The organism is Kribbella sp. NPDC050459 (assembly GCF_040655315.1).
Lineage (GTDB): Bacteria > Actinomycetota > Actinomycetes > Propionibacteriales > Kribbellaceae > Kribbella.
Genome location: NZ_JBFAJQ010000016.1, coordinates 124,549 through 142,024, shown reverse-complemented (window position 1 = coordinate 142,024; position 17,476 = coordinate 124,549). Strand labels below are relative to the sequence as shown.

The following is a 17,476-nucleotide window of genomic DNA, read 5'->3' as shown; positions in this document are numbered from 1 at the left end:
GATCCTCTTCGTTCGAAGGCAACACCAAGCGCCGCTAGCTCAATTGGCAGAGCAGCTGACTCTTAATCAGCGGGTTCGGGGTTCGAGTCCCTGGCGGCGCACAAAAGCCCTGGTCACGAAGGTGACCAGGGCTTTCGCTTATGTGGGACCCATGGTTTATCCCATGGTTTTGTGTCCTACCGCACACTCAGCCGTAGGTGCCTGTCGCGTCAGCCGGGTCACCGTGACCGAGTCGGTCGGCGACGTCGGGTGACCGGTTGAGAGCTGTCTCCAGCGCGGCCGCCGCGTCCGGATTCTTCGCCCGCCGCGCCATGTAGACGTCCTGAGTCAGTGACGGCCGGGCGTGCCCGAGCTGGTCGGCGATCTGCCGGGCGCTCTGTCCGGCATCGTCCAGGATGGTCGCCGTGATCTTCCGGAACGAGTGCGACGTGATCCACGCGAGCGCGTCGGCCTGGCTTCCTTCTGCGGCCTCGGTCGCGAGCTCCAGCAGCTCGACCCGCTCGCTGCCAGGGACCCGGTAGAGGTCCAGCACCTTCTCGGCGTCGCTGACCTCCAGCCGGACCCGGGCTGTCTCGACCAGACTGACCCGAGACTGTGGCCAGCCGAGCTTGGCCGCCGTGTCCGCCTGCGACAGCCCGGCTGCCCGTCGTGCCTTCCGCAGTCGGTTGCCCAGGTCTCGGCGCGTCTCGCTGCCGATCGGTGACCGTGCCTCCCGCAGGGCGCGTCGTACGTTCGTCGGATCGCGGTAGTCGCCGTCGCGGTTGGCGAATATCGGCTGATCCAACCGCCCGCCGTCCATCAGGCGCCGCCGGAGCATCGCAAGACCCCATGCCGGCACTTTGAGAACCCGCTCTCCCGCGCGCGACTACGCCTCGGGCCCGGGCGCATCCAACTCCGTCGCGCCCGAGGCACCCCCGCGCTCTAATCCACTGCTTTTAGCGGCGAGGTCTCGATGAGCCGACCCCATTCCTCCAGGATCGACTGAGCGTCAATGACATTCCGCAGACCCGCTTCAATCGTATTCATACCTGGCCGCAAGTCCCGGAATTGCTTCGCTGGACCGCGCACAGAATCGGCGAATCCACTGATAGAATCCCGAGTATCTTGCGAGGTCGCTACCAGTTCTACGATGCTATCAAAGGCTTCCAGCGCACTTTGTCGCTCTTCTTCGGTTCGTTCAGGTTCACCGGATACGGAGATGAATGCACGGACGCCGGGGTCCATCTCAAGAAGTTGAGCGGCATACCGCTCACCCAGATTCTTTAGCCTCTCGGCCGGCTCAGCGATTTCAGCTGCTATCTCCCGAGCAACGAGGACGCGGTACGCGAATCCCTTCCCCTCTTCGTTTCCAGCATTCAACTTGTCGGTCGCTCGCTGAATTATCTCTGTGATCTCCTGAGTAACCAGCGGCAGAGACTCAATCGTTTCGAGCCATTTTGGAATCGCCTCTTCGAGTTGGGCAATCAGGTCCCCGACCCCGGGCTCATCGTCTACAACTCCACCTCCTCCTTGCTCACTCGCAACCTCATCAGGCGTGAGCGTCGGCTTGGCCGAGTAGTCTCTACTGATATCGGCCAAGCGCAACGCCATATCGTTAACTGCTTGCGCATACTCCGCGGAGCCTTCGTCAACCAAGCGCAGCTTTCGCCAATCCTGATATTGAGTCTTTGCAATCAGGGACTTTGCCTCATCGTCGCTGTCATCCGCCAAGTCCGCGACATTCACATAGTAGATTGGTAGCAGCAACTCCTCAGCACCAAGACTTCGCGCATATCCAGAGAACCTCAACAACTCGCCCCGACAGGCGCTGCTGAGAAAATAGCGAGGGGTGATCACCGGAATGAAGAACGTGGTCTCCTGCAATGCAACGTTGATGCGCTGATCCCATTCATTACCCCACTCCAGTGACGACCTATCGATGAAGATCGAAAGCTCCTGCCCCGTCAGCAGTGAGAATTCATCGGACAGCCTGCGTGCTAGACGCAAGATGCGACCATCTACACCTTCGTCATCCTTGTGGACATAGCTCCAAAACCCGATAGGTCCAACATTGTCCTCAGACATGCTCTCCCCCTCTTTCCGTATGCCTCGTACCGAGGGCCGGAGTCTACCGGGGCAGCCATCAGCCCGGAACGACTGACGTTGGGCGAGCCGTCGATCCCCTCATCCCCATGCCTTACCCCATTGAAATCAACGAGCATCTACAAGCTCGATGGGACGCCTGGAGGCACGGACTGCGGATCATCCGCCAGGTCAATCGCATGAAGGAGAACCGACGCGCATCACCAACGCGAGCATATCGGGAATCAGCGGGTTCGGGGTTCGAGTCCCTGGCGGCGCACAACAGCCCAGGTCACGCAAGTGTCCTGGGCTTCTTCATGTCCGCGACGCATTCAATACGCACTCATTTGCCGCGCGCCGACTCCTGACTGATCCGCACACCGCCACCTTTCACGCTCACATCACGGTTCACGTGATCGTAACTGTGCGTCACATCACATCGTTTCGCATCGTCACCGGAATCCTCAATCCCGACGACCGGCCGACGTTGAGCAGCCAACCATCACACCGGCTGGAGGCTTGACATGGCGAAAGCCACCGATCCCCCTCGGCTCCTGGGGCGAGATCTCGACCTGGGTCACAGACACTGACGACAAGGGCAGGCCGACCAAGTACAAGTCGCAGGCCAAGTTCCGCGACCACGACGGTCACGTCCGCCAGGTATCCGCGTACAGCAAAACCAAGACAGCAGCCGAGCACGCCTTGCTGAAGAAGCTCCAAGACCGCGCCAAGACCAACCAGTCCGGCGAGCTCAGCGCACTGGACAAGATCAACCACCTCCTCGACCTCTGGGAGAAGAGATTCGAGGGCCTGATCGCCGACGGCACAAGGTCACCGACTTCCCTGGACACCTACCGGCGAGCCCTCAAGAACCACATCCGCCCCGCCCTCGGCGAACTCCGCATCGGCGAAGCCACCACCCCACGCCTCGACACCGTGCTCGCCAAGATCAAGAGCAACGCAGGTGCCCCGACTGCCAAGACCTGCCGCGCCATCATCTCCGGCGCGATGAAACTCGCCGTCCGCTACGGCGCCATCTCCGTCAACCCGGTCCGCGAAGTCGACGCCATCGAAGCCAAACCCAAGAACCCACCCGAGCCCTCACCGCCAACGAAGTTGCCCTCCTCCGCAACAGCCTCGCCGCCGACGAATGGGCCGTCCAAGCCGACCTCCCCGACCTGGTCACGTTCATGCTCGGCACCGGCTTCCGCATCGGCGAAGCCCCGCCACCGGATGGCCCGACGTCGACCTCGAAGCCGGGACTGTCGAGATCACCCACACCATCGCCCGCATCCCCGGCGAAGGCCTCCTCCGCAAGACCACCAAGTCAAGAGCCGGCGAGCGCGTCCTCAGCCTCCCCCGCTGGGCTACTTCCACGCTCCGCGCCAGGCACGCCGCCGGCGCCCGCCGCGACCTAGGCGAAAGCCTCAAGACCCTCCGCCGCCACACCCACATGACCTGCAAACAAGTCGCCGAACACCTCGGCTGGCCCCAAACCAGAGTCGAACTCATCGAAACCGGCCGCATCAAGGCCGACCACCAACTCATCGCAACCCTTGTGGGGACCTACGGCATCCAGCTCGACAACCACCACGCGCTACTCGCCCAACTTCATGACGCCGCCCAACCGGCCGAGTCCGACAAGCTCGCCTGGATCCGCTCCCACGCCCTCCGCAAGACCACCGCCACCGCCCTCGACGACGCCGGCCACACCGCCCGCCAGATCGCAGACCAACTCGGCCAGTCCAAGGTCTCCATCACCCAAGACGTCTACCTCGGCCGCCGAGCCGCCAACCCAGCCGCCGCCGAAGCCCTTGAACACGCCTTCGACGACCCCGAACTCCTCTGACGCCTAAGAGACTCGCCGAGGGAGTCCAGGCCCTTCGCCAACTCGCCTGCCCCTCGCCACCCGCCGACGAGACCGAGCGGAGCCCTTCGGTACGCGCCACCACTCCGCGATGCTCGACGTCTGCCAGCGTCCCATGGAAGGCAGTGTGGCCAGGTCTTCGGGGGCACGAGTCAGATCCAGAGTCTGATCATCGGCGCTGACCCAACCGCGGCGGAGACCGGCGCCTCAACCGCGCTCTGCACATGGCCACCATCACCCGCATGATTCATGACCCCGCCACCCGCGAGCGCACCACCAAAGAGATCCGACGCTGTCTCAAGCGTTACCTCGCCAGACAGATCTACCGACACCTCAACGCCACCGGCACACCATCACTCCCCGCTTGACAAACATAGGAGAGTCCACCGACGCCACACCGCGATCGGCAAGCACCAATCATCGGCCCAGACAACCTCCCAGCTCAGTACCGTGAGCGGACGCGCGCCACCGGCAGATCGCCGTACTCAGCCCTACTCGCCGCCTCCAAATGGAGCGGCCAGCGGCGGAGATCGCGCGTCGCGTCGGCGTCAACCTCAGGCTCAAAATCCGCATCCTGCGGTGCCCGCACGACCTGGCCAGCGCGAGATCGAAGCCGCGACATCCACATGGGCAGAGGTGAACTAATTCACCGCGCTTACTCCGGGTTGTCGACGATGTGGGCGCAGCTGCTCCGTAGCCTCCCACACTTGCCGCGCCAGGTCCTCGTTGTACGAGATTGCCGACGACCGCGCCGGCGTGAAGCGGTCGTAGTAGCCGGTCGGCGCCTCATCCCCGACCGCGAGCCGCACCACCGGCTCCGCTCCCCGGCGAGCCGACAGCGCGAACGCCTGCACGGCCGCCACCTGCAGCCGCGGGAACTGACGCCCGAGATCCGTCCGCACCACACCCGGATGTACGGCGACCACGCTGAGTTCCGGCCGCCTTCGCTGAAGCTCGTAGGTGTAGAGCAGATTGGCCAGCTTGGTCCTGCTGTAGGTGAGGAACGGATCGAACTCGGACGGCCCGTCCTGCAGCCGCTCCGGATCGATCCGCACCACGCCTCCGCGCATCGGCGACCGATGCCCTTCGGAGTTCACGTTGATGATCCGTCCACCGGCCGGAATCAGTGGCGACAACAGCGCTGTCACCGACCAGGGCGCCAAATGATGTACGGCAAGATTCAACTCGACCCCGTCTCCGGAGACCTGCCGGGCCGGCGTCATCACGCCCGCGTTGTTCACGAGCACGTCGATCCGATCGGTCGCGGCCGTGATTTCGCCCGCCACTCGCTCAACTCCCGCCCGCACGGACACGTCCGCCGCAATGACCGATGCCTGCGGCAATCGCTTCGCCAGCTCGGCAGCACGGCCCGCGTCACGTCCGACCAAGAACAGTCGATGTCCATCGAGCTGCTCAGCCGCCCGACGGCCCAGTCCGGACGTAGCGCCGATCAAGACGATCGTCCTCACGCCTTGATGCCGTTCAATCCGAGTGTGCTGCTCAGGACACGATCACGTAGACCGGCGGGAAGTCTAGTGAGGACGGCGCCTAGAGCTCGCGCATCGCCGACGGTGTACCGACGCTTCGGCCGCGACGCCTCCACCGCTCGAACGATGACCTCGGCAACCTTCTCCACCGGTCCCGGCTTGAACCGCGCCGACGCCTTCTCATAAGCGGCAAGGTGCCCACGATAGAGCGAGACCCGATCTGCCCCGACCTGTTTGTGCGAGGCTTGCTCAGCCGCCCCCGCCTTCGTGAAGATCGCGGTCTCGGTGGAGCCCGGCTCGACCACGACGACCGGGATGTTCCACGGAGCCAGCTCCAATCGGAGCGCATTCGACATCGCCTCGAGCCCGGCCTTGCTCGCGGACAACGCTCCCAGCAAGGGCATCGCGATCCTTCCCGTAGGCGCACTCACGTTCACGATCCGCCCCTTCCCGGCCCGAACCAGTGGCAGGAACTCGCGTACGACGGACCGAGCGTGTTCACCTCGAGCTGCCGCCGCCACTCGTCGGCCGGCACCAGTTCGAGCGGCCCCTGCACGATCACGCCGGCGTTGTTGATCACCGCCCGCAGCCCATCGACCTCCCCCGCGATCCGCTTCGCCGCAGCCGCGACGCTCTCCGGATCCGCGACATCCAGCGAGACCACGTGCACACCAGAGCCGAACGCGGCCGGCCTGCGGGCCCCGGCGTACACGATGAATCCGCGGTGTCTGAGCAAGTCGACCGTCGCGGCGCCTATGCCGCCGGTCGACCCGGTGATGAGTACCGCCTGACTGGCCGCCATATCTACTCCTGTCATGTTCCCTAGGACATGTCCCTAAGGACATATCTGAGCATGCACGTGTCCGTTGGGACATGTCAAGATGCTCGGTAGAGGTACGACTCGATCGAAGGAGGCGGCATGTCATTGCGGCACGGGCTGCTCGGGCTGCTCGCCGAAGGGCCGGCCAGTGGGTACGACCTGGCCCAGCGGTTCACCGAGGTTCTGGGGTCGATCTGGCCGGCCCAGCACCCGAAGATCTACGCCGAGCTCGGCAAGCTCGCCGCCGAGGGGCTGGTTGAGGTCGAGAGCGAGGGACCGCGCCGGCGGAAGGCGTACCGGATCACGGACGCTGGAATGGCAGAGGTGAAGCGCTGGCTGACCGAGGTCGACGTCGACCACACCATGCGCCTGCAACCGCTGCTACGGTCACTGTTCTTCTGGCTAATGGACACCGACGACCTGAAGCGACACCTCGAGACTGAGGCGCAGTACTACCACGCCCTGGCCGAGCACTACCGCGAGTACGCCGGCCGCAAGGACCGCGGCGAATTCGGGTACAGCCCGCAGACCCAGTCGATGCGCGTCACCATCGAAGCCGGCGTCCGCCTCTACTCCGCCCTCGCCGAGTGGGCCGAATGGGCGCAAACGGTTCCCCCGGCTATGCCGTCAGAAGAACACTGACCCGTCGCTGTCGCTGCGCTCTCATCGTGGCGCGGGACCGAATTCCGCTCACTCACACCGGCGGTGGGCAGTTCCGGACGCTGGCGATCGGTCGACTGAGGGTGAGCTCTGAGTCGATCGGTTGCGCAACCAGGATCCCGGGGGCCAACCGACCATGTCAGGGGTCTACCCCTCAGATGGTTCAGCCACCGCAGCGCGCCCTCCCCCTGCACCTCCGACGAACGGCCTGACTGAAGGGCCGGTCGCGTCAACGCCCGCGATGCTGCCGCGGTATGCAAAACGACCCCGAACACCAAGTTGCCGCACACCGCATCTACGAAGGCATGACTGATCAAGGCCTCCGCCTGATCCACGCGCTCAGATCCTGGTGCGACGGACACGCCGCAACCCCTACAACAACGGCGCCTCGTACGACACCGGCCGATGGATACTCCATATTCGCGGCCGAGAAGGTAGCTTCCCGTTTCTTCACAGGCACGGCTTGGGAGCAGATCGGGATCGAATCGGAGGCGGCAACCATTCACCTCCAAGGACCCGAGGCCGTGCATTCGTACCCACACTCGCAGCGCCAAAGCGACCGCCGCCGGAGGTTCTTTCCGCACGTCGCGAGCGAGTTCGGCAGCGAAGTCAGACCATGCGGAATCGTCGCCTGCTTGATGCTCCGCGATCCGCGCTGCCCGCAGATTGATCGTCGACTTCGCCGACCGAGTCTTGTTCGGAACTGACGTTGCACCCAGCGTGGATGTGTACCGCAAACACTTCCGGTTTCTCGAGACCGCCGACGAAGACTTCCCTCATGACGAAGTTGCCTACGGGCACGAGCACGTAGATTCATGTGCCACGCACATGGGTCGCTGGACGATCAGCGGGCTACATCTCCCCGACCATGTGTTGCGCGCCGTGTACGCCGGCACCGCCCGCCGCCTTATCGGCGGTCTCGGCGAACGGTAGCTCCCATGCCTCATCGAGCGTCTTCGGCCGCAAGCCTCGGCAGCGCGTTGCGGCTCCTGCAAATGCTGTCAATGCAGCTCTGCGGCATCACCCTGCACTAGTCAGTCCGTCCCGGCTGGCGCGCGAACCTCATTGCACCCCTGCTCGGTGCTCTCAAGCACCTCGGCTTCGCCGCCTCCACGCCCCCGGGCCGAACGGAGGCTACCGACTCGGATAGCAATGCTGGGTCCACTAGCGGCCGATGCTCCTACCCTCGTTGCAGGAGCGGCGTCATTTCACCCGCGTGGTTGAGTCCATAGCGGTACTTCCGATGGCCCAAGGCTCACCGCAGGCTACGCCGACCGTGGCGGTGGAGCAATTGCTGGCGCTGTGTGAACAGTTGGCCGGGCAGAGGCCTAGGCGGGGGCAGCGTCTAGCCTCAACGCCATCTGTACATTACTGTACGATTCTTCTTGACTGTGAGCACTATTTTGCATGGTTGCCTCGTTCGCTCGTTGCCCCTTGGAGAGTTCATGCCATCTGCCCAGAACCCTGCACCGACTGTTGTACCGGCGCTGCAGACTTGGACAGGGGGCGTTGGTCAACTGACGATCGATGCAGACCTTCGAGTGGTCAGCGCGGATCCCGCGCTGAGAGCAGTCGCGAATCAGGTCGCCGCCGACTTGCGAGACATCACGGGGTGGCGAGTTCCGATCACAACGAAGGGTGAGCGCCCAGGTGACCTGGTGCTGGCTCTCGATCCCGAGGCTGTGGTCGGGCCGGACACGGCTGTTGCGGTGGGCGAGGGATACCGGCTCGAAGTGACGGATCGGGCGCGAATCGCCGCGAGGACCGCGACCGGAGTGTTCTGGGGCACCCGAACCGCCCTGCAGATGCTGAGGAGGGAGACGCCCGGCTGCGTGTCGATGCCTGTGGGGAGCACCGTCGACTGGCCGAACTACGCGGTCCGTGGCTTCATGATGGACCTCGGTCGCCGTTGGTTCGGGCCTGAGCAGTTGTCCGGCTACATCCGCTACATGAGCTGGTTCAAGCTCAACACGTTCCAGTTGCACCTCAACGACAACGCCTTCAAGCCCAAGGACGGAGACGACTGGTCGACGGTGTACTCGGCGTTCCGGCTCGCGAGCGACAACCCGCGATTCGCGCCGATGGCGGCCACCGACGGTGCTTTGACTCGGAGGGAGTGGCATCGGCTGGAGGATCTGGCCGCCGATCATCAGGTGATGCTGGTGCCCGAGATCGATGCACCGGCGCACGCTCGGGCGTTCATCGCGTTCAAGCCCGAAATCGGCCTGGACGGGGGCAACTCCGATCATCTCGATCTGACGAATCCGGAGGCGACCTCGTTCATGAAGGAGGTGTTCGCGGAATTCGTGCCGTGGTTCCGGAGCCCGGTCGTGCATGTCGGCGCGGACGAGTACCCGCGGGCGCATGCCGCCGAGTACAAACAGTACTTCAACGACATCACGTCGTACGTTCGCGGTCTGGGCAAACAGCCGGCCGCGTGGGGCAGCTTCACAATGATGTCCGGCGGTGCCGCAGGCTACGACCGGGGGGTCACCATCAACTCATGGAACAACGGCTGGTACGACGCCCCGCAGGCAATCGCCGATGGTTACCCGGTCATCAACAGCAACGATGCATTGCTCTACATCGTGCCATTCGCGAACTATTACCACGGCCAAGGGCTGGACGGCCGATGGCTGTACGACAGTTGGGAGCCGCACGTCTTTGCCGACGGCAAGAACGTCCCGGCGAGCCATCCTTTGCTTCGCGGTGCGATGTCGGCGGTATGGAACGATCTGGTGGACGCGGCGTACGACGGCGACGATGTTCACCGGCTCGTCGAACCCAGTTTCGGCGTCCTCGCGCACAAAATGTGGCGTGGAGCGGTCCAAGATCTGTCGTATGCCGACTTCATGGCTCGAGTCGCGTCCCTTGGCACCGGTCCCGGAACTGAGAAGATCGATACGCCCAACCTCTGAGATCGCGCGTGTCCGCGGTGCTGTCCTCACCATTCTGTGCCGCATGCGGCACCTGGGGAGCATCGCCACGAAGGTCATCGAGTCTCGTCAGGGCGACGGCGGCCGCGGTGTACGGCGCAGAAGGTGTTCCGGCTTCGACCAAGTCGAGGACACGAACTGTCGGGAACGCGATGGCCGGCGCTTGGGTGGTCAAGGCACTGCCGTCGCCCTCAGCTCCGTTCTCGGCGCCGCCATACTCCTGCTGGCCGTGCTTCTGGTCTTGACGTCGCCATCCGCCTGGCTGCACTCGGCCGCCAGTGCCGGCGGCGCCCACAGAAGGTTCCTCGGCCTCTAGCCAATGGCGCCGAACGCGGGACGGTCGGCCTCGCACCACACCGTGAGTTCAGGGGATGCTCAACCGGCAAACGAAGTCGACCGCCCCTCCCATCAGTTTCTATCCGGCAGTACTCCGACGCGAATCCGGTCTGATCCCTCGGCTCGCCGGGAGGACGTGCGATGCCGGCATCACTGTGCTGTCCTGGAACGGCACGGACAGTGCCACTGGGGGGTGTTGGCTGTGGCCGAGAAGGTGGTGCGCACCAGGCAGATCACGCTTCACCGGCTGTGGCGCAAGCCCAAGAACGCCGACAAGTTGTTCGACGTACTCGATCACGAGCAGCTCGACGAACTCGACGACCTCGACTTCGGACCGGTGACGGTCTCGGGCTGCTCCGGGCTGGGTGCAGGGCTCGTGTCGCACAAAGTCCGGCGAGTCGGCCGAGGGGTGCTCGGCAGCCTCTCGCACGCTCAGCCACACTGTGCATTTCGCCGACACCCACTCCGCCGGCCTGCTCCAGCTGATTGTTGATGGCGCGGCCTATGCCATCAGCTGCTGCAACAACCCACCCTCACCGGTCAACTGCAGCCCGCCGGCCCGGGCCTGACCCACCAGTTGCTCAACCAGCTGCTCGTCCAGGCCATCCACCCCTGACTCGGGCTTCGGCTCCTCAGCACGCTCCACATCGGACATCATCTCGGTCATCAGATCTACTCCCAGGATCGGGGAGTTACACCGAACTTCTTACAGTCCCAACTCAGCCAGCAGCTCACCGATCGTCGGCATCGTTGCAACTCCTCCCACGCAGGAAAACCTAAACACCAACACCCCTGGTGTAGAGGAATCCCTACTATCGACGACGGGTGAAGACTGACCCTCTCGCGAGGGTTGAAAGTGGGCCCCGTGCGTGACCCTGTGAAGGGTGATGACTGTGGAGGACTGGGCTTAGATCCGTCGGCTGCACAGGTCGGAGGGCAAAGCGATCATCGCGATCGCGCGTGCGCTGGGGATCTCGCGGAATGCTGTTCGTCGTGCGCTGGCGCGGGACAGGGTGCCGAGGTATGTCCGGGTGTCGAGGGGCTCGCGGGTTCATGCGGTCGGACCTGGGATCAGCCCCTGACGAGGAAGCTGCACGGTGCTCTGTCCGGCGGCGAGAAGGCGATCGCCTTGCACCTTCCGCTGTTCGCCGTGGTGGCGGCGCACTATCGGACCGTTTCCACCGCGCCACGGGTCATCCTCCTCGACGAGGTCTTCGTCGGTGTTGACACCGCCAACCGCGGCCAGGTCTTCGCGCTCCTTGCAGCCCTCGACCTGGACCTCATGCTGACCTCCGACCACGAATGGTGCACGTACGCCGAACTGCCCGGCATCGGCATCCACCAACTCGTCACCGCCGCCGACGGCGACGGCGACAACGCAGTCACCACCGCCAGATTCACCTGGGACGGTCACCGGCTACTGACCGACTCTGCCGATCTGCCGTAGATACCTGGCCTTGATCGATCGGCTCTTCCCGTCCGTCATCCCAGACGAACTGCAACTCCGCGCTCTGGACCTCCGCCGACAGATCTAGCCGGCGCCTGTTGTCGTCAGGCGCGCGATTGTCCGCGAACGGCTCCCGATTCGTCCGACGCCGCTAGGCCGTCCACGAAGGTGGCAAGGTTCGGAAGCTTGCTGTCTGCCGGGAACGTGCCAGTGGCGAGCTTTCGGGAGCCGGCGACTGCCGCGTCTCCGGCGGCCGCGGCCTGTTCCCACCGGTGTAACTCCTGGGCACTCACACCGGACCGTGCTTCAGCACATCCGGCTGAGGACCACCGAGCCGTGAGACTGCCCGACGAGTCCATCGACGATCTCCAGGCTTCATCAGCGGACCCACGACGCACCTCTTTACGCACCTCAATCAGCGCGAGACGATGGTTGCCGATGAGAACTTACGCGCAACAAGCAGGCATGGAATCCGTTACCTGTAAGCGATTCCGAGCATCATTGAGCAACGCTGATCAACCTCAGCTGGAATTCAGCGGGTTCGGGGTTCGAGTCCCTGGCGGCGCACAACAGCCCAGGCCACGCGAGTGTCCTGGGCTTCTTCATGTCTGCTGCTACCCCTTTATGTCCCTCTTTGGACCGAAGTAGCACCAAGCCGTCGGCACTGGACGGCCGCGGCCTCTTCATCTGATCGTGACTGTGCGTCACATCACGTCACATCGTTTCGCAACCTTGCCGAAACCTCGGTTCCGACCCTGCGGGCCAGCGTTGAGCCACCAACCTCATCCGGTTGGAGGCATGACATGTCGAGACCACCGCTCGAGATCGGCTCCTGGGGATCCGAGGGCGAGCTGATGCTCCCGCCGAACCGGGCAGCGGCTAGCCTCGCCTCGCCGCCGACCCGATGCTCACCGCATCCCAAGCCGCGGCCCTGCTCCACGACACCCGGCAACGGGTCCAGCTGCTCGCGAAGGCCGGCATCCTCACCGTCCACCCCGGGCAGTGCCCCCGACTGGTGACCACGTCCTGGTCGGCCTCCGCGACGCGGCGAGAATCCTCGACCTGCCGATCGCCGAGACGAAGGCCCGCGCCCGCGACGGCCGGATCCCCGCGATCGAGACAGCGAAACGCTCGCGGTTCCGCCGCGACCTCCTCGAGCTCGTCGCCGGAGCCGCTGACGCTGCCCGCTCTGGCCGAACAACACCGCGCCGGGTAGGCCTGGGCTCAGAGGGGTGCGTAGTCGAGGATGAGTACGACGGCGACGCCCAGCCCGCAGGCGAGGGAGATGTTTCGGGTGCGGTGGGCTACCCAGCCGATGGTGGCGGCGCCGGCCAGGAGGATTGTCAGGTCGAGGGGTTCTGCGTCGTGGACGAGGCGCATGAGCTCCACCGCGATGATCGACGAGAGCACCGCCGGCGCCAGGTACTCGAGTCCGTCGCGGAGGCGGGCAGGTAGCCGGTCGGCCGGGACCAGGGTGATGAAGGTGATGCGGAGTACCCAGCTGATAGCGCCCAGAGCGAGGAGGGCGAGGAGCGCGGTCATCGTCGGGCCGCCGATCCGGCGATGACGCCGCTCATGGCTCCACAGAGGATGCCGAGCTCCGGGCGGACCAGGGCAACCACGGCAGCGACCAGTCCGCCGGTCAGAGCGGCAGTGACAGCAGGGCGGCTGGTCAGCCGGGGTGCCAGGAGGCCGAGGAACATCGCGGTGCCGACGAAGGTGAGGTGCGGCAGGTCCGGTAGCGCGGGGCCGGCGACCATGCCGACAGCGATCGAGGCGCACCACACCACCAGGATGAACGCGCCGAGAGATCCCCAGTAGCGCCGGAACGCGCGCCCGACGAGCTCGGGCCGCGCGCCGGACAGCAGGTACGTCTGGTCGATGATGAACTGCGGCGCCAGCCAGCGGAACCAGGTCGGCTGGTCGCTGAACCGCGGCGACAGCGACGCGCCGTACAGAAGCATCCGCGCGTTCACGATCGCCGCCGACACGACAACTGCCAGAAACGCGGCACCGGCGTGGATGAGTGTCACCGCGGTCAGTTGCGCGCTGCCGCCGTACACAGCGGCCGCACCGATCAGGCCGGGCAGCGCGCCGATTCCGAGAGCGGACATGGTCACCCCGAGGGTCACACCGAACGCGCCCAGCCCCAGCGCCACCGACGCGGTGTCGCGTAATGCCAGCTCAGATGGCCGGCTGTCGACAAGAGTCCTCATGCCACAACCTTCAGGCCGGTCGCGCGTAGACCGCTTGGCTGGCGACAGCAGGAAATGTGGAGAACTCGTGGAGATTGTCCCTCCACCCGGCCTCCACATCCTCTCCAAGCATCTGCCCGCCGCAACAACGCAGAGTCGTCCCATCACGATGAGATGGGGGCAGAAAATGTACGACGTACTCGTCGTAGGCGCACGCTGTGCCGGTGCGGCTACCGCGAAGTTGCTGGCCGAGCTGGGCCGCAACGTCGTGATGGTCGACAAGGCGCAACTGCCGAGCGACACGCTGTCGACCCACGGGCTGCTGCGCGGCGGTGTGGTCCAGCTGTCGCGCTGGGGACTGCTCGATCGCGTGCTCGCGAGCGGCGCACCCGCGATCACCCAGGTGCTGTTCGATGCGCAGGGCGAGACAAAGGTACGGCGGATCAAGGAACGCGCGGGCGTGGATGCGCTCGTCGCGCCACGTCGCCACATCCTCGACGGCCTGCTCGCCGACGCAGCCGTCGAGGCGGGGGCCGAACTCCACACCGGCGTGACGGCGACCGGCGTACTGCGCTCGGACAACGGGCGCGTCACTGGCATCACCGGTCGAACCGCGAGTGGCGAACTGATCGAGCTACCTGCTCGCATCGTCATCGGCGCAGACGGCAGGAGGTCGCGGATGGCCGGATACTTCGGCGCCGAGACGCTCGAGCACTTCACCTCACCCTGCGCGGTCTTCTACACGTACGTGACCGGACTCAGACCCGACACCTACGAGTTCCACATCGCAAAGGACACCTTCGCCGGTGTCTTCCCGACGCATGACGACACCGCCTGCGTCTGGCTGATCCGTCCGACCCCGCTCCTCGAACCGATCCGTACGGCGGGCTCGGCGCGCATCCCCGTCTTCGTCCAGCAGCTCCAAGAACTCGTGCCCCACCTGGGCGAGCAAGTCGGCGAGGTCACCACAAGGCTCCGTGGTACCGCCGATCTGCCGAACTACCGCCGTCAGGCCCACGGCCCCGGCTGGGCGCTCGTCGGCGACGCCGGCTACCACCGGGACCCGATCACCGGGCACGGCATCACCGACGCGTTCCGGGACGCCGAGCTCCTCGCGACCGCCGTCAACGACAGTCTTGGCGACCCGCGCGACGAGCCGGCCGCGATGACGTCGTACCAGCAGCACCGCGATCTGATGGCGCGCGAGGTGTTCGAGCTGACCCGCGCCCTCACCGCCTTCCCAGCGCCCGACCGCTTCGTCGAACTGCAGCTGCGGCTCAGCGAGGCACTCGAGCGTGAGGCCGACGAACTGGCCTCGTTTCCCGGACTCACAGCGCATCTCGCCGCTTGAAAGGACCGCACCATGACCGCAACCGCCACCGACAGCCACCGCAACGGGGTCGACACCGCCGCACTGTTCGCGACCCTCGACGCCGTCAAGGCCCAACCCGAAATCGCCCGGTTCCAGTTCCGCGCCACCAACCGGTGGATCAGCGGCACCCACAACCGCGGCACGATCAACCGCTACTACGGGGCCGGTCAGGAGAACGCCCGTACCGCGGACTTTCATTTCGACGCCGACCACCCGCCGGTGCTGTGCGGCACCGACCAAGGACCCACGCCGGCCGAGCATCTGCTGCACGCACTCGCCGCCTGCCTGACCGCCGGACTCGCGAACATCGCGGCGGCCCGCGGCATCGACCTCGAGGAGGTCACGTCGACCGTCGAGGGCGACATCAACCTGCTCGGTATCCTCGGACTCGACCCCGAGGTGCGCAACGGCTACGAAACGATCCGCGTGGTCTTCCACGTCAAGGGCGACGCTGAAGCCGACAAGCTCAAGGCACTGGTCGCGCAGTCGATGAAGCGCTCCGCGGTGTACGACGTCATGACGCACGGCGTCCCGGTATCGGTCGACGTCGCGACCGCCTGATCCCCCACAGGGCCGGTCTGCCACTCGGGGCTGGCAGACCGGCCTTCACTCCGCAGCGACGGCCCTGAAGACCGCGTCTTCCACTGGCTCGGTCACAACACCGGACCCGGCCACCAAGTCGTTCACAGCCGAACTCAGCCACAACGACCCCGGAGTCGCTTGGTCCGCCAGTGAGACGGCCAGCCGTACGCCGTGTGCGTCGAGCTGAGTCTCGTGCCGTGGCACCTCCGCGATGGCGACACCAAGTCTGTCGGTGCGGTGCAACTGAGCGAGGCCGGCGCGCACTGCGGTTGCCGGTCCGTCGAACAGCACCAGCGCACGACCGTCAGGACCAGAGGCGCGGCGGCCGCCGGCCGCCACGAGCCCGTCGGCCAAATCGGCGGCACCTGGTCCGGCCGGTGCCGCGACAGCGGCCAGCGCCATCGGATGCCCCCTCGGCGTGGGCAGGTCGCGCAGGAACCGCTCGATCGTGTCGAGAAGCTGGTCCGGGTTCCCCGACACGAAATGGTCCGCACCGTCGAGCAACGCCAACTGTGCACCGGGGATGTGCTCCGCCAGATAGCGCGAACCGCCGACGTTCATGAGCGCATCGTCGATCCTGTGCATCACCAGTGTCGGCACACGCACGGCCGGCAACGCGTCGCGGACATCCACGAGCGAGTTCATGTCCATGAGCGCCTGCACCGTCGACGGCGTCGCGGCCGACCGCATCCGCTGCGCCCACCACCGCTGCATCGGTGCGTCGGCCGACGGGCAGCGCATCAGCATGTCGGCCCCCCAGTCCCACTTGCTGACCAGTTCGTTGGTGTAGGCCTGACGCTCCTCCTGCTTCTGCGCCCACGGATAGTCCTCGGACCAGATCCGCTTCGCGTAGGTGCCGTACAGCACCAGTCCGGCCACGCGCTCCGGGTGGACCGCGGCGCACAGGATCGCCATCGGCCCACCTTCGGAGTACCCGACCAGGACGGCGCGCCGGGATCCTACGGCGTCCATCACCGCGAGTACGTCGTGCATCCGCGTCTCCACGTCCGGGAGCCCGGACGGTCGGTCCGACATCCCAGTGCCGCGCTTGTCGAACCGGATCAGCCGGCCGAACGAGCCGAGCCGGTGCAGGAAGTGCGCGTGCCGCGGGTCTCCCCAGTCCAGTTCGAGGTGCGACACGAAGCCCGAGATCAGCACTATGTCGAGCTCCCCGCCGCCGGTGATCTGGTAGGCGATGTGGAGTCCGTCGGAGACGGTGTACCGGATCGGCTCGCTCGGCCGGTCCTCGGACCTGGACTCGACCGGCGCGACGAACCGGTACCCGCGGCCGTGCAAGGTCCGGATCATCCGCTGGCTGTGGCCGTCGTCCCCGAGCGCCCGCCGTACCTGCTTGATCCGGCTGGTGACGGCCGTTTCGCTGACAAACCGGCCGCCCCAGACGCCATCCATCAGTTCCTCTTTCGGAACGACCCGGTCACGGTGCGAGACGAGGTAGGCGAGTACATCAAACGCTTGCGGCTCCAGGGGCACAGGCACGCCACCCCGCCGTACCTCGAACAACGCCGGGTCGAACTCCACATCCCCACCGAACCCAAGCACCACATGACGACTATGCCGGGTCAGCCCTTCTGCGTCACGCGGTCGAGCGGTGCCGGGGTCAAGGTCTGCTGCGCCTTCAGGTACGCCGCGGCTGTCGGCCGGCGTCGGTTCCAAGGGGCAGCGTTTCTACGATTGGGCCTGGATCAGCATCCG

The 17,476-nt window shown here is 65.5% G+C and carries 14 protein-coding genes, 1 tRNA gene and 2 pseudogenes; 9 read left to right on the top strand and 8 right to left on the bottom strand.

Annotated features, from left to right (window positions below; translation table 11 throughout):
* Window positions 1-28: 28 nt before the first annotated feature.
* Window positions 29-101: transfer RNA gene (locus tag AB0I12_RS36720), tRNA-Lys, on the top strand.
* An 86-nt stretch (window positions 102-187) separates the two neighbouring features.
* Here the strand turns inward: AB0I12_RS36720 and AB0I12_RS36715 are convergent.
* Together AB0I12_RS36715 and AB0I12_RS36710 are read right to left on the bottom strand one after the other, a co-directional pair.
* Window positions 188-817, bottom strand: a complete 630-nt coding sequence (locus AB0I12_RS36715) for a helix-turn-helix domain-containing protein (RefSeq protein ID WP_359939120.1) — start codon at window positions 815-817, stop codon at window positions 188-190.
* 104 nt (window positions 818-921) lie between these two features.
* Complete coding sequence (locus AB0I12_RS36710) at window positions 922-2,064, bottom strand: toll/interleukin-1 receptor domain-containing protein (protein ID WP_359939117.1); 1,143 nt, start codon at window positions 2,062-2,064, stop codon at window positions 922-924.
* A gap of 1,147 nt (window positions 2,065-3,211) precedes the next feature.
* Here AB0I12_RS36710 and AB0I12_RS36705 point away from each other — a divergent pair.
* Entirely contained in the window at window positions 3,212-3,910 is a 699-nt protein-coding gene (locus AB0I12_RS36705) for a helix-turn-helix domain-containing protein (protein WP_359939114.1), read from the top strand.
* Window positions 3,911-4,113: 203 nt separating this feature from the next.
* Window positions 4,114-4,296, top strand: a pseudogene (locus AB0I12_RS36700) (IS110 family transposase); the annotation flags it as partial.
* 273 nt (window positions 4,297-4,569) lie between these two features.
* Here AB0I12_RS36700 and AB0I12_RS36695 read toward each other — a convergent pair.
* Together AB0I12_RS36695 and AB0I12_RS36690 are read right to left on the bottom strand one after the other, a co-directional pair.
* Window positions 4,570-5,397, bottom strand: a complete 828-nt coding sequence (locus AB0I12_RS36695) for an SDR family NAD(P)-dependent oxidoreductase (RefSeq protein WP_359939110.1) — start codon at window positions 5,395-5,397, stop codon at window positions 4,570-4,572.
* Window positions 5,394-6,217, bottom strand: a pseudogene (locus AB0I12_RS36690) (SDR family NAD(P)-dependent oxidoreductase). The gene AB0I12_RS36695 and the pseudogene AB0I12_RS36690 overlap by 4 nt, the downstream one beginning before the upstream one ends.
* A gap of 117 nt (window positions 6,218-6,334) precedes the next feature.
* Between AB0I12_RS36690 and AB0I12_RS36685 the strand changes: the two are divergent.
* From AB0I12_RS36685 to AB0I12_RS36675, 3 genes are all read left to right on the top strand, one after another.
* Window positions 6,335-6,877, top strand: coding sequence for a PadR family transcriptional regulator (locus tag AB0I12_RS36685; RefSeq protein WP_359939107.1), 543 nt, complete (start codon window positions 6,335-6,337; stop codon window positions 6,875-6,877).
* 1,463 nt (window positions 6,878-8,340) lie between these two features.
* On the top strand, window positions 8,341-9,813 hold the full coding sequence (locus AB0I12_RS36680; protein ID WP_359939104.1) for a family 20 glycosylhydrolase: 1,473 nt from the start codon (window positions 8,341-8,343) through the stop codon (window positions 9,811-9,813).
* A 556-nt stretch (window positions 9,814-10,369) separates the two neighbouring features.
* Window positions 10,370-10,660, top strand: a complete 291-nt coding sequence (locus tag AB0I12_RS36675; RefSeq protein WP_359939102.1) for a hypothetical protein — start codon at window positions 10,370-10,372, stop codon at window positions 10,658-10,660.
* Between the two features lie 9 nt (window positions 10,661-10,669).
* On the opposite strand, the gene AB0I12_RS36670 is transcribed toward AB0I12_RS36675, so the two are convergent.
* Entirely contained in the window at window positions 10,670-10,834 is a 165-nt protein-coding gene (locus AB0I12_RS36670) for a hypothetical protein (RefSeq protein WP_359939099.1), read from the bottom strand.
* A gap of 411 nt (window positions 10,835-11,245) precedes the next feature.
* Between AB0I12_RS36670 and AB0I12_RS36665 the strand changes: the two genes are divergently transcribed.
* Entirely contained in the window at window positions 11,246-11,614 is a 369-nt protein-coding gene (locus tag AB0I12_RS36665) for an SbcC/MukB-like Walker B domain-containing protein (RefSeq protein ID WP_359939339.1), read from the top strand.
* Window positions 11,615-12,838: 1,224 nt separating this feature from the next.
* On the opposite strand, the gene AB0I12_RS36660 is transcribed toward AB0I12_RS36665, so the two are convergent.
* Together AB0I12_RS36660 and AB0I12_RS36655 are read right to left on the bottom strand one after the other, a co-directional pair.
* Entirely contained in the window at window positions 12,839-13,156 is a 318-nt protein-coding gene (locus AB0I12_RS36660; protein ID WP_359939096.1) for an AzlD domain-containing protein, read from the bottom strand.
* Window positions 13,153-13,830 carry an AzlC family ABC transporter permease gene (locus tag AB0I12_RS36655; RefSeq protein WP_359939093.1) on the bottom strand — a complete coding sequence of 226 codons (678 nt, stop codon included), beginning with the start codon at window positions 13,828-13,830 and terminating at the stop codon, window positions 13,153-13,155. Before AB0I12_RS36655 ends, AB0I12_RS36660 begins: the two co-directional genes overlap by 4 nt.
* A 166-nt stretch (window positions 13,831-13,996) precedes the next feature.
* On the opposite strand from AB0I12_RS36655, the gene AB0I12_RS36650 reads away from it, so the two are divergent.
* Window positions 13,997-15,160, top strand: a complete 1,164-nt coding sequence (locus AB0I12_RS36650; RefSeq protein ID WP_359939090.1) for an NAD(P)/FAD-dependent oxidoreductase — start codon at window positions 13,997-13,999, stop codon at window positions 15,158-15,160.
* A gap of 12 nt (window positions 15,161-15,172) precedes the next feature.
* Window positions 15,173-15,742, top strand: coding sequence for an OsmC family protein (locus tag AB0I12_RS36645; protein WP_359939087.1), 570 nt, complete (start codon window positions 15,173-15,175; stop codon window positions 15,740-15,742).
* Between the two features lie 45 nt (window positions 15,743-15,787).
* Here AB0I12_RS36645 and AB0I12_RS36640 read toward each other — a convergent pair whose 3' ends face one another.
* Window positions 15,788-17,254 (bottom strand): alpha/beta fold hydrolase, encoded by a 1,467-nt coding sequence (locus AB0I12_RS36640; protein WP_359939337.1) that lies wholly within the window; start codon window positions 17,252-17,254, stop codon window positions 15,788-15,790.
* Between the last annotated feature and the right edge of the window lie 222 nt (window positions 17,255-17,476).

Excerpts from the sequence above, each read along its gene's own strand:
- AB0I12_RS36715 (WP_359939120.1), bottom strand. The coding sequence starts at position 817 with ATGCTCCGGCGGCGCCTGATGGACGGCGGGCGGTTGGATCAGCCGATA.
- AB0I12_RS36710 (WP_359939117.1), bottom strand. The coding sequence starts at position 2,064 with ATGTCTGAGGACAATGTTGGACCTATCGGGTTTTGGAGCTATGTCCAC.
- AB0I12_RS36705 (WP_359939114.1), top strand. The coding sequence starts at position 3,212 with ATGGGCCGTCCAAGCCGACCTCCCCGACCTGGTCACGTTCATGCTCGG.
- AB0I12_RS36685 (WP_359939107.1), top strand. The coding sequence starts at position 6,335 with ATGTCATTGCGGCACGGGCTGCTCGGGCTGCTCGCCGAAGGGCCGGCC.
- AB0I12_RS36680 (WP_359939104.1), top strand. The coding sequence starts at position 8,341 with ATGCCATCTGCCCAGAACCCTGCACCGACTGTTGTACCGGCGCTGCAG.
- AB0I12_RS36670 (WP_359939099.1), bottom strand. The coding sequence starts at position 10,834 with ATGACCGAGATGATGTCCGATGTGGAGCGTGCTGAGGAGCCGAAGCCC.
- AB0I12_RS36660 (WP_359939096.1), bottom strand. The coding sequence starts at position 13,156 with ATGACCGCGCTCCTCGCCCTCCTCGCTCTGGGCGCTATCAGCTGGGTA.
- AB0I12_RS36655 (WP_359939093.1), bottom strand. The coding sequence starts at position 13,830 with ATGAGGACTCTTGTCGACAGCCGGCCATCTGAGCTGGCATTACGCGAC.
- AB0I12_RS36650 (WP_359939090.1), top strand. The coding sequence starts at position 13,997 with ATGTACGACGTACTCGTCGTAGGCGCACGCTGTGCCGGTGCGGCTACC.
- AB0I12_RS36645 (WP_359939087.1), top strand. The coding sequence starts at position 15,173 with ATGACCGCAACCGCCACCGACAGCCACCGCAACGGGGTCGACACCGCC.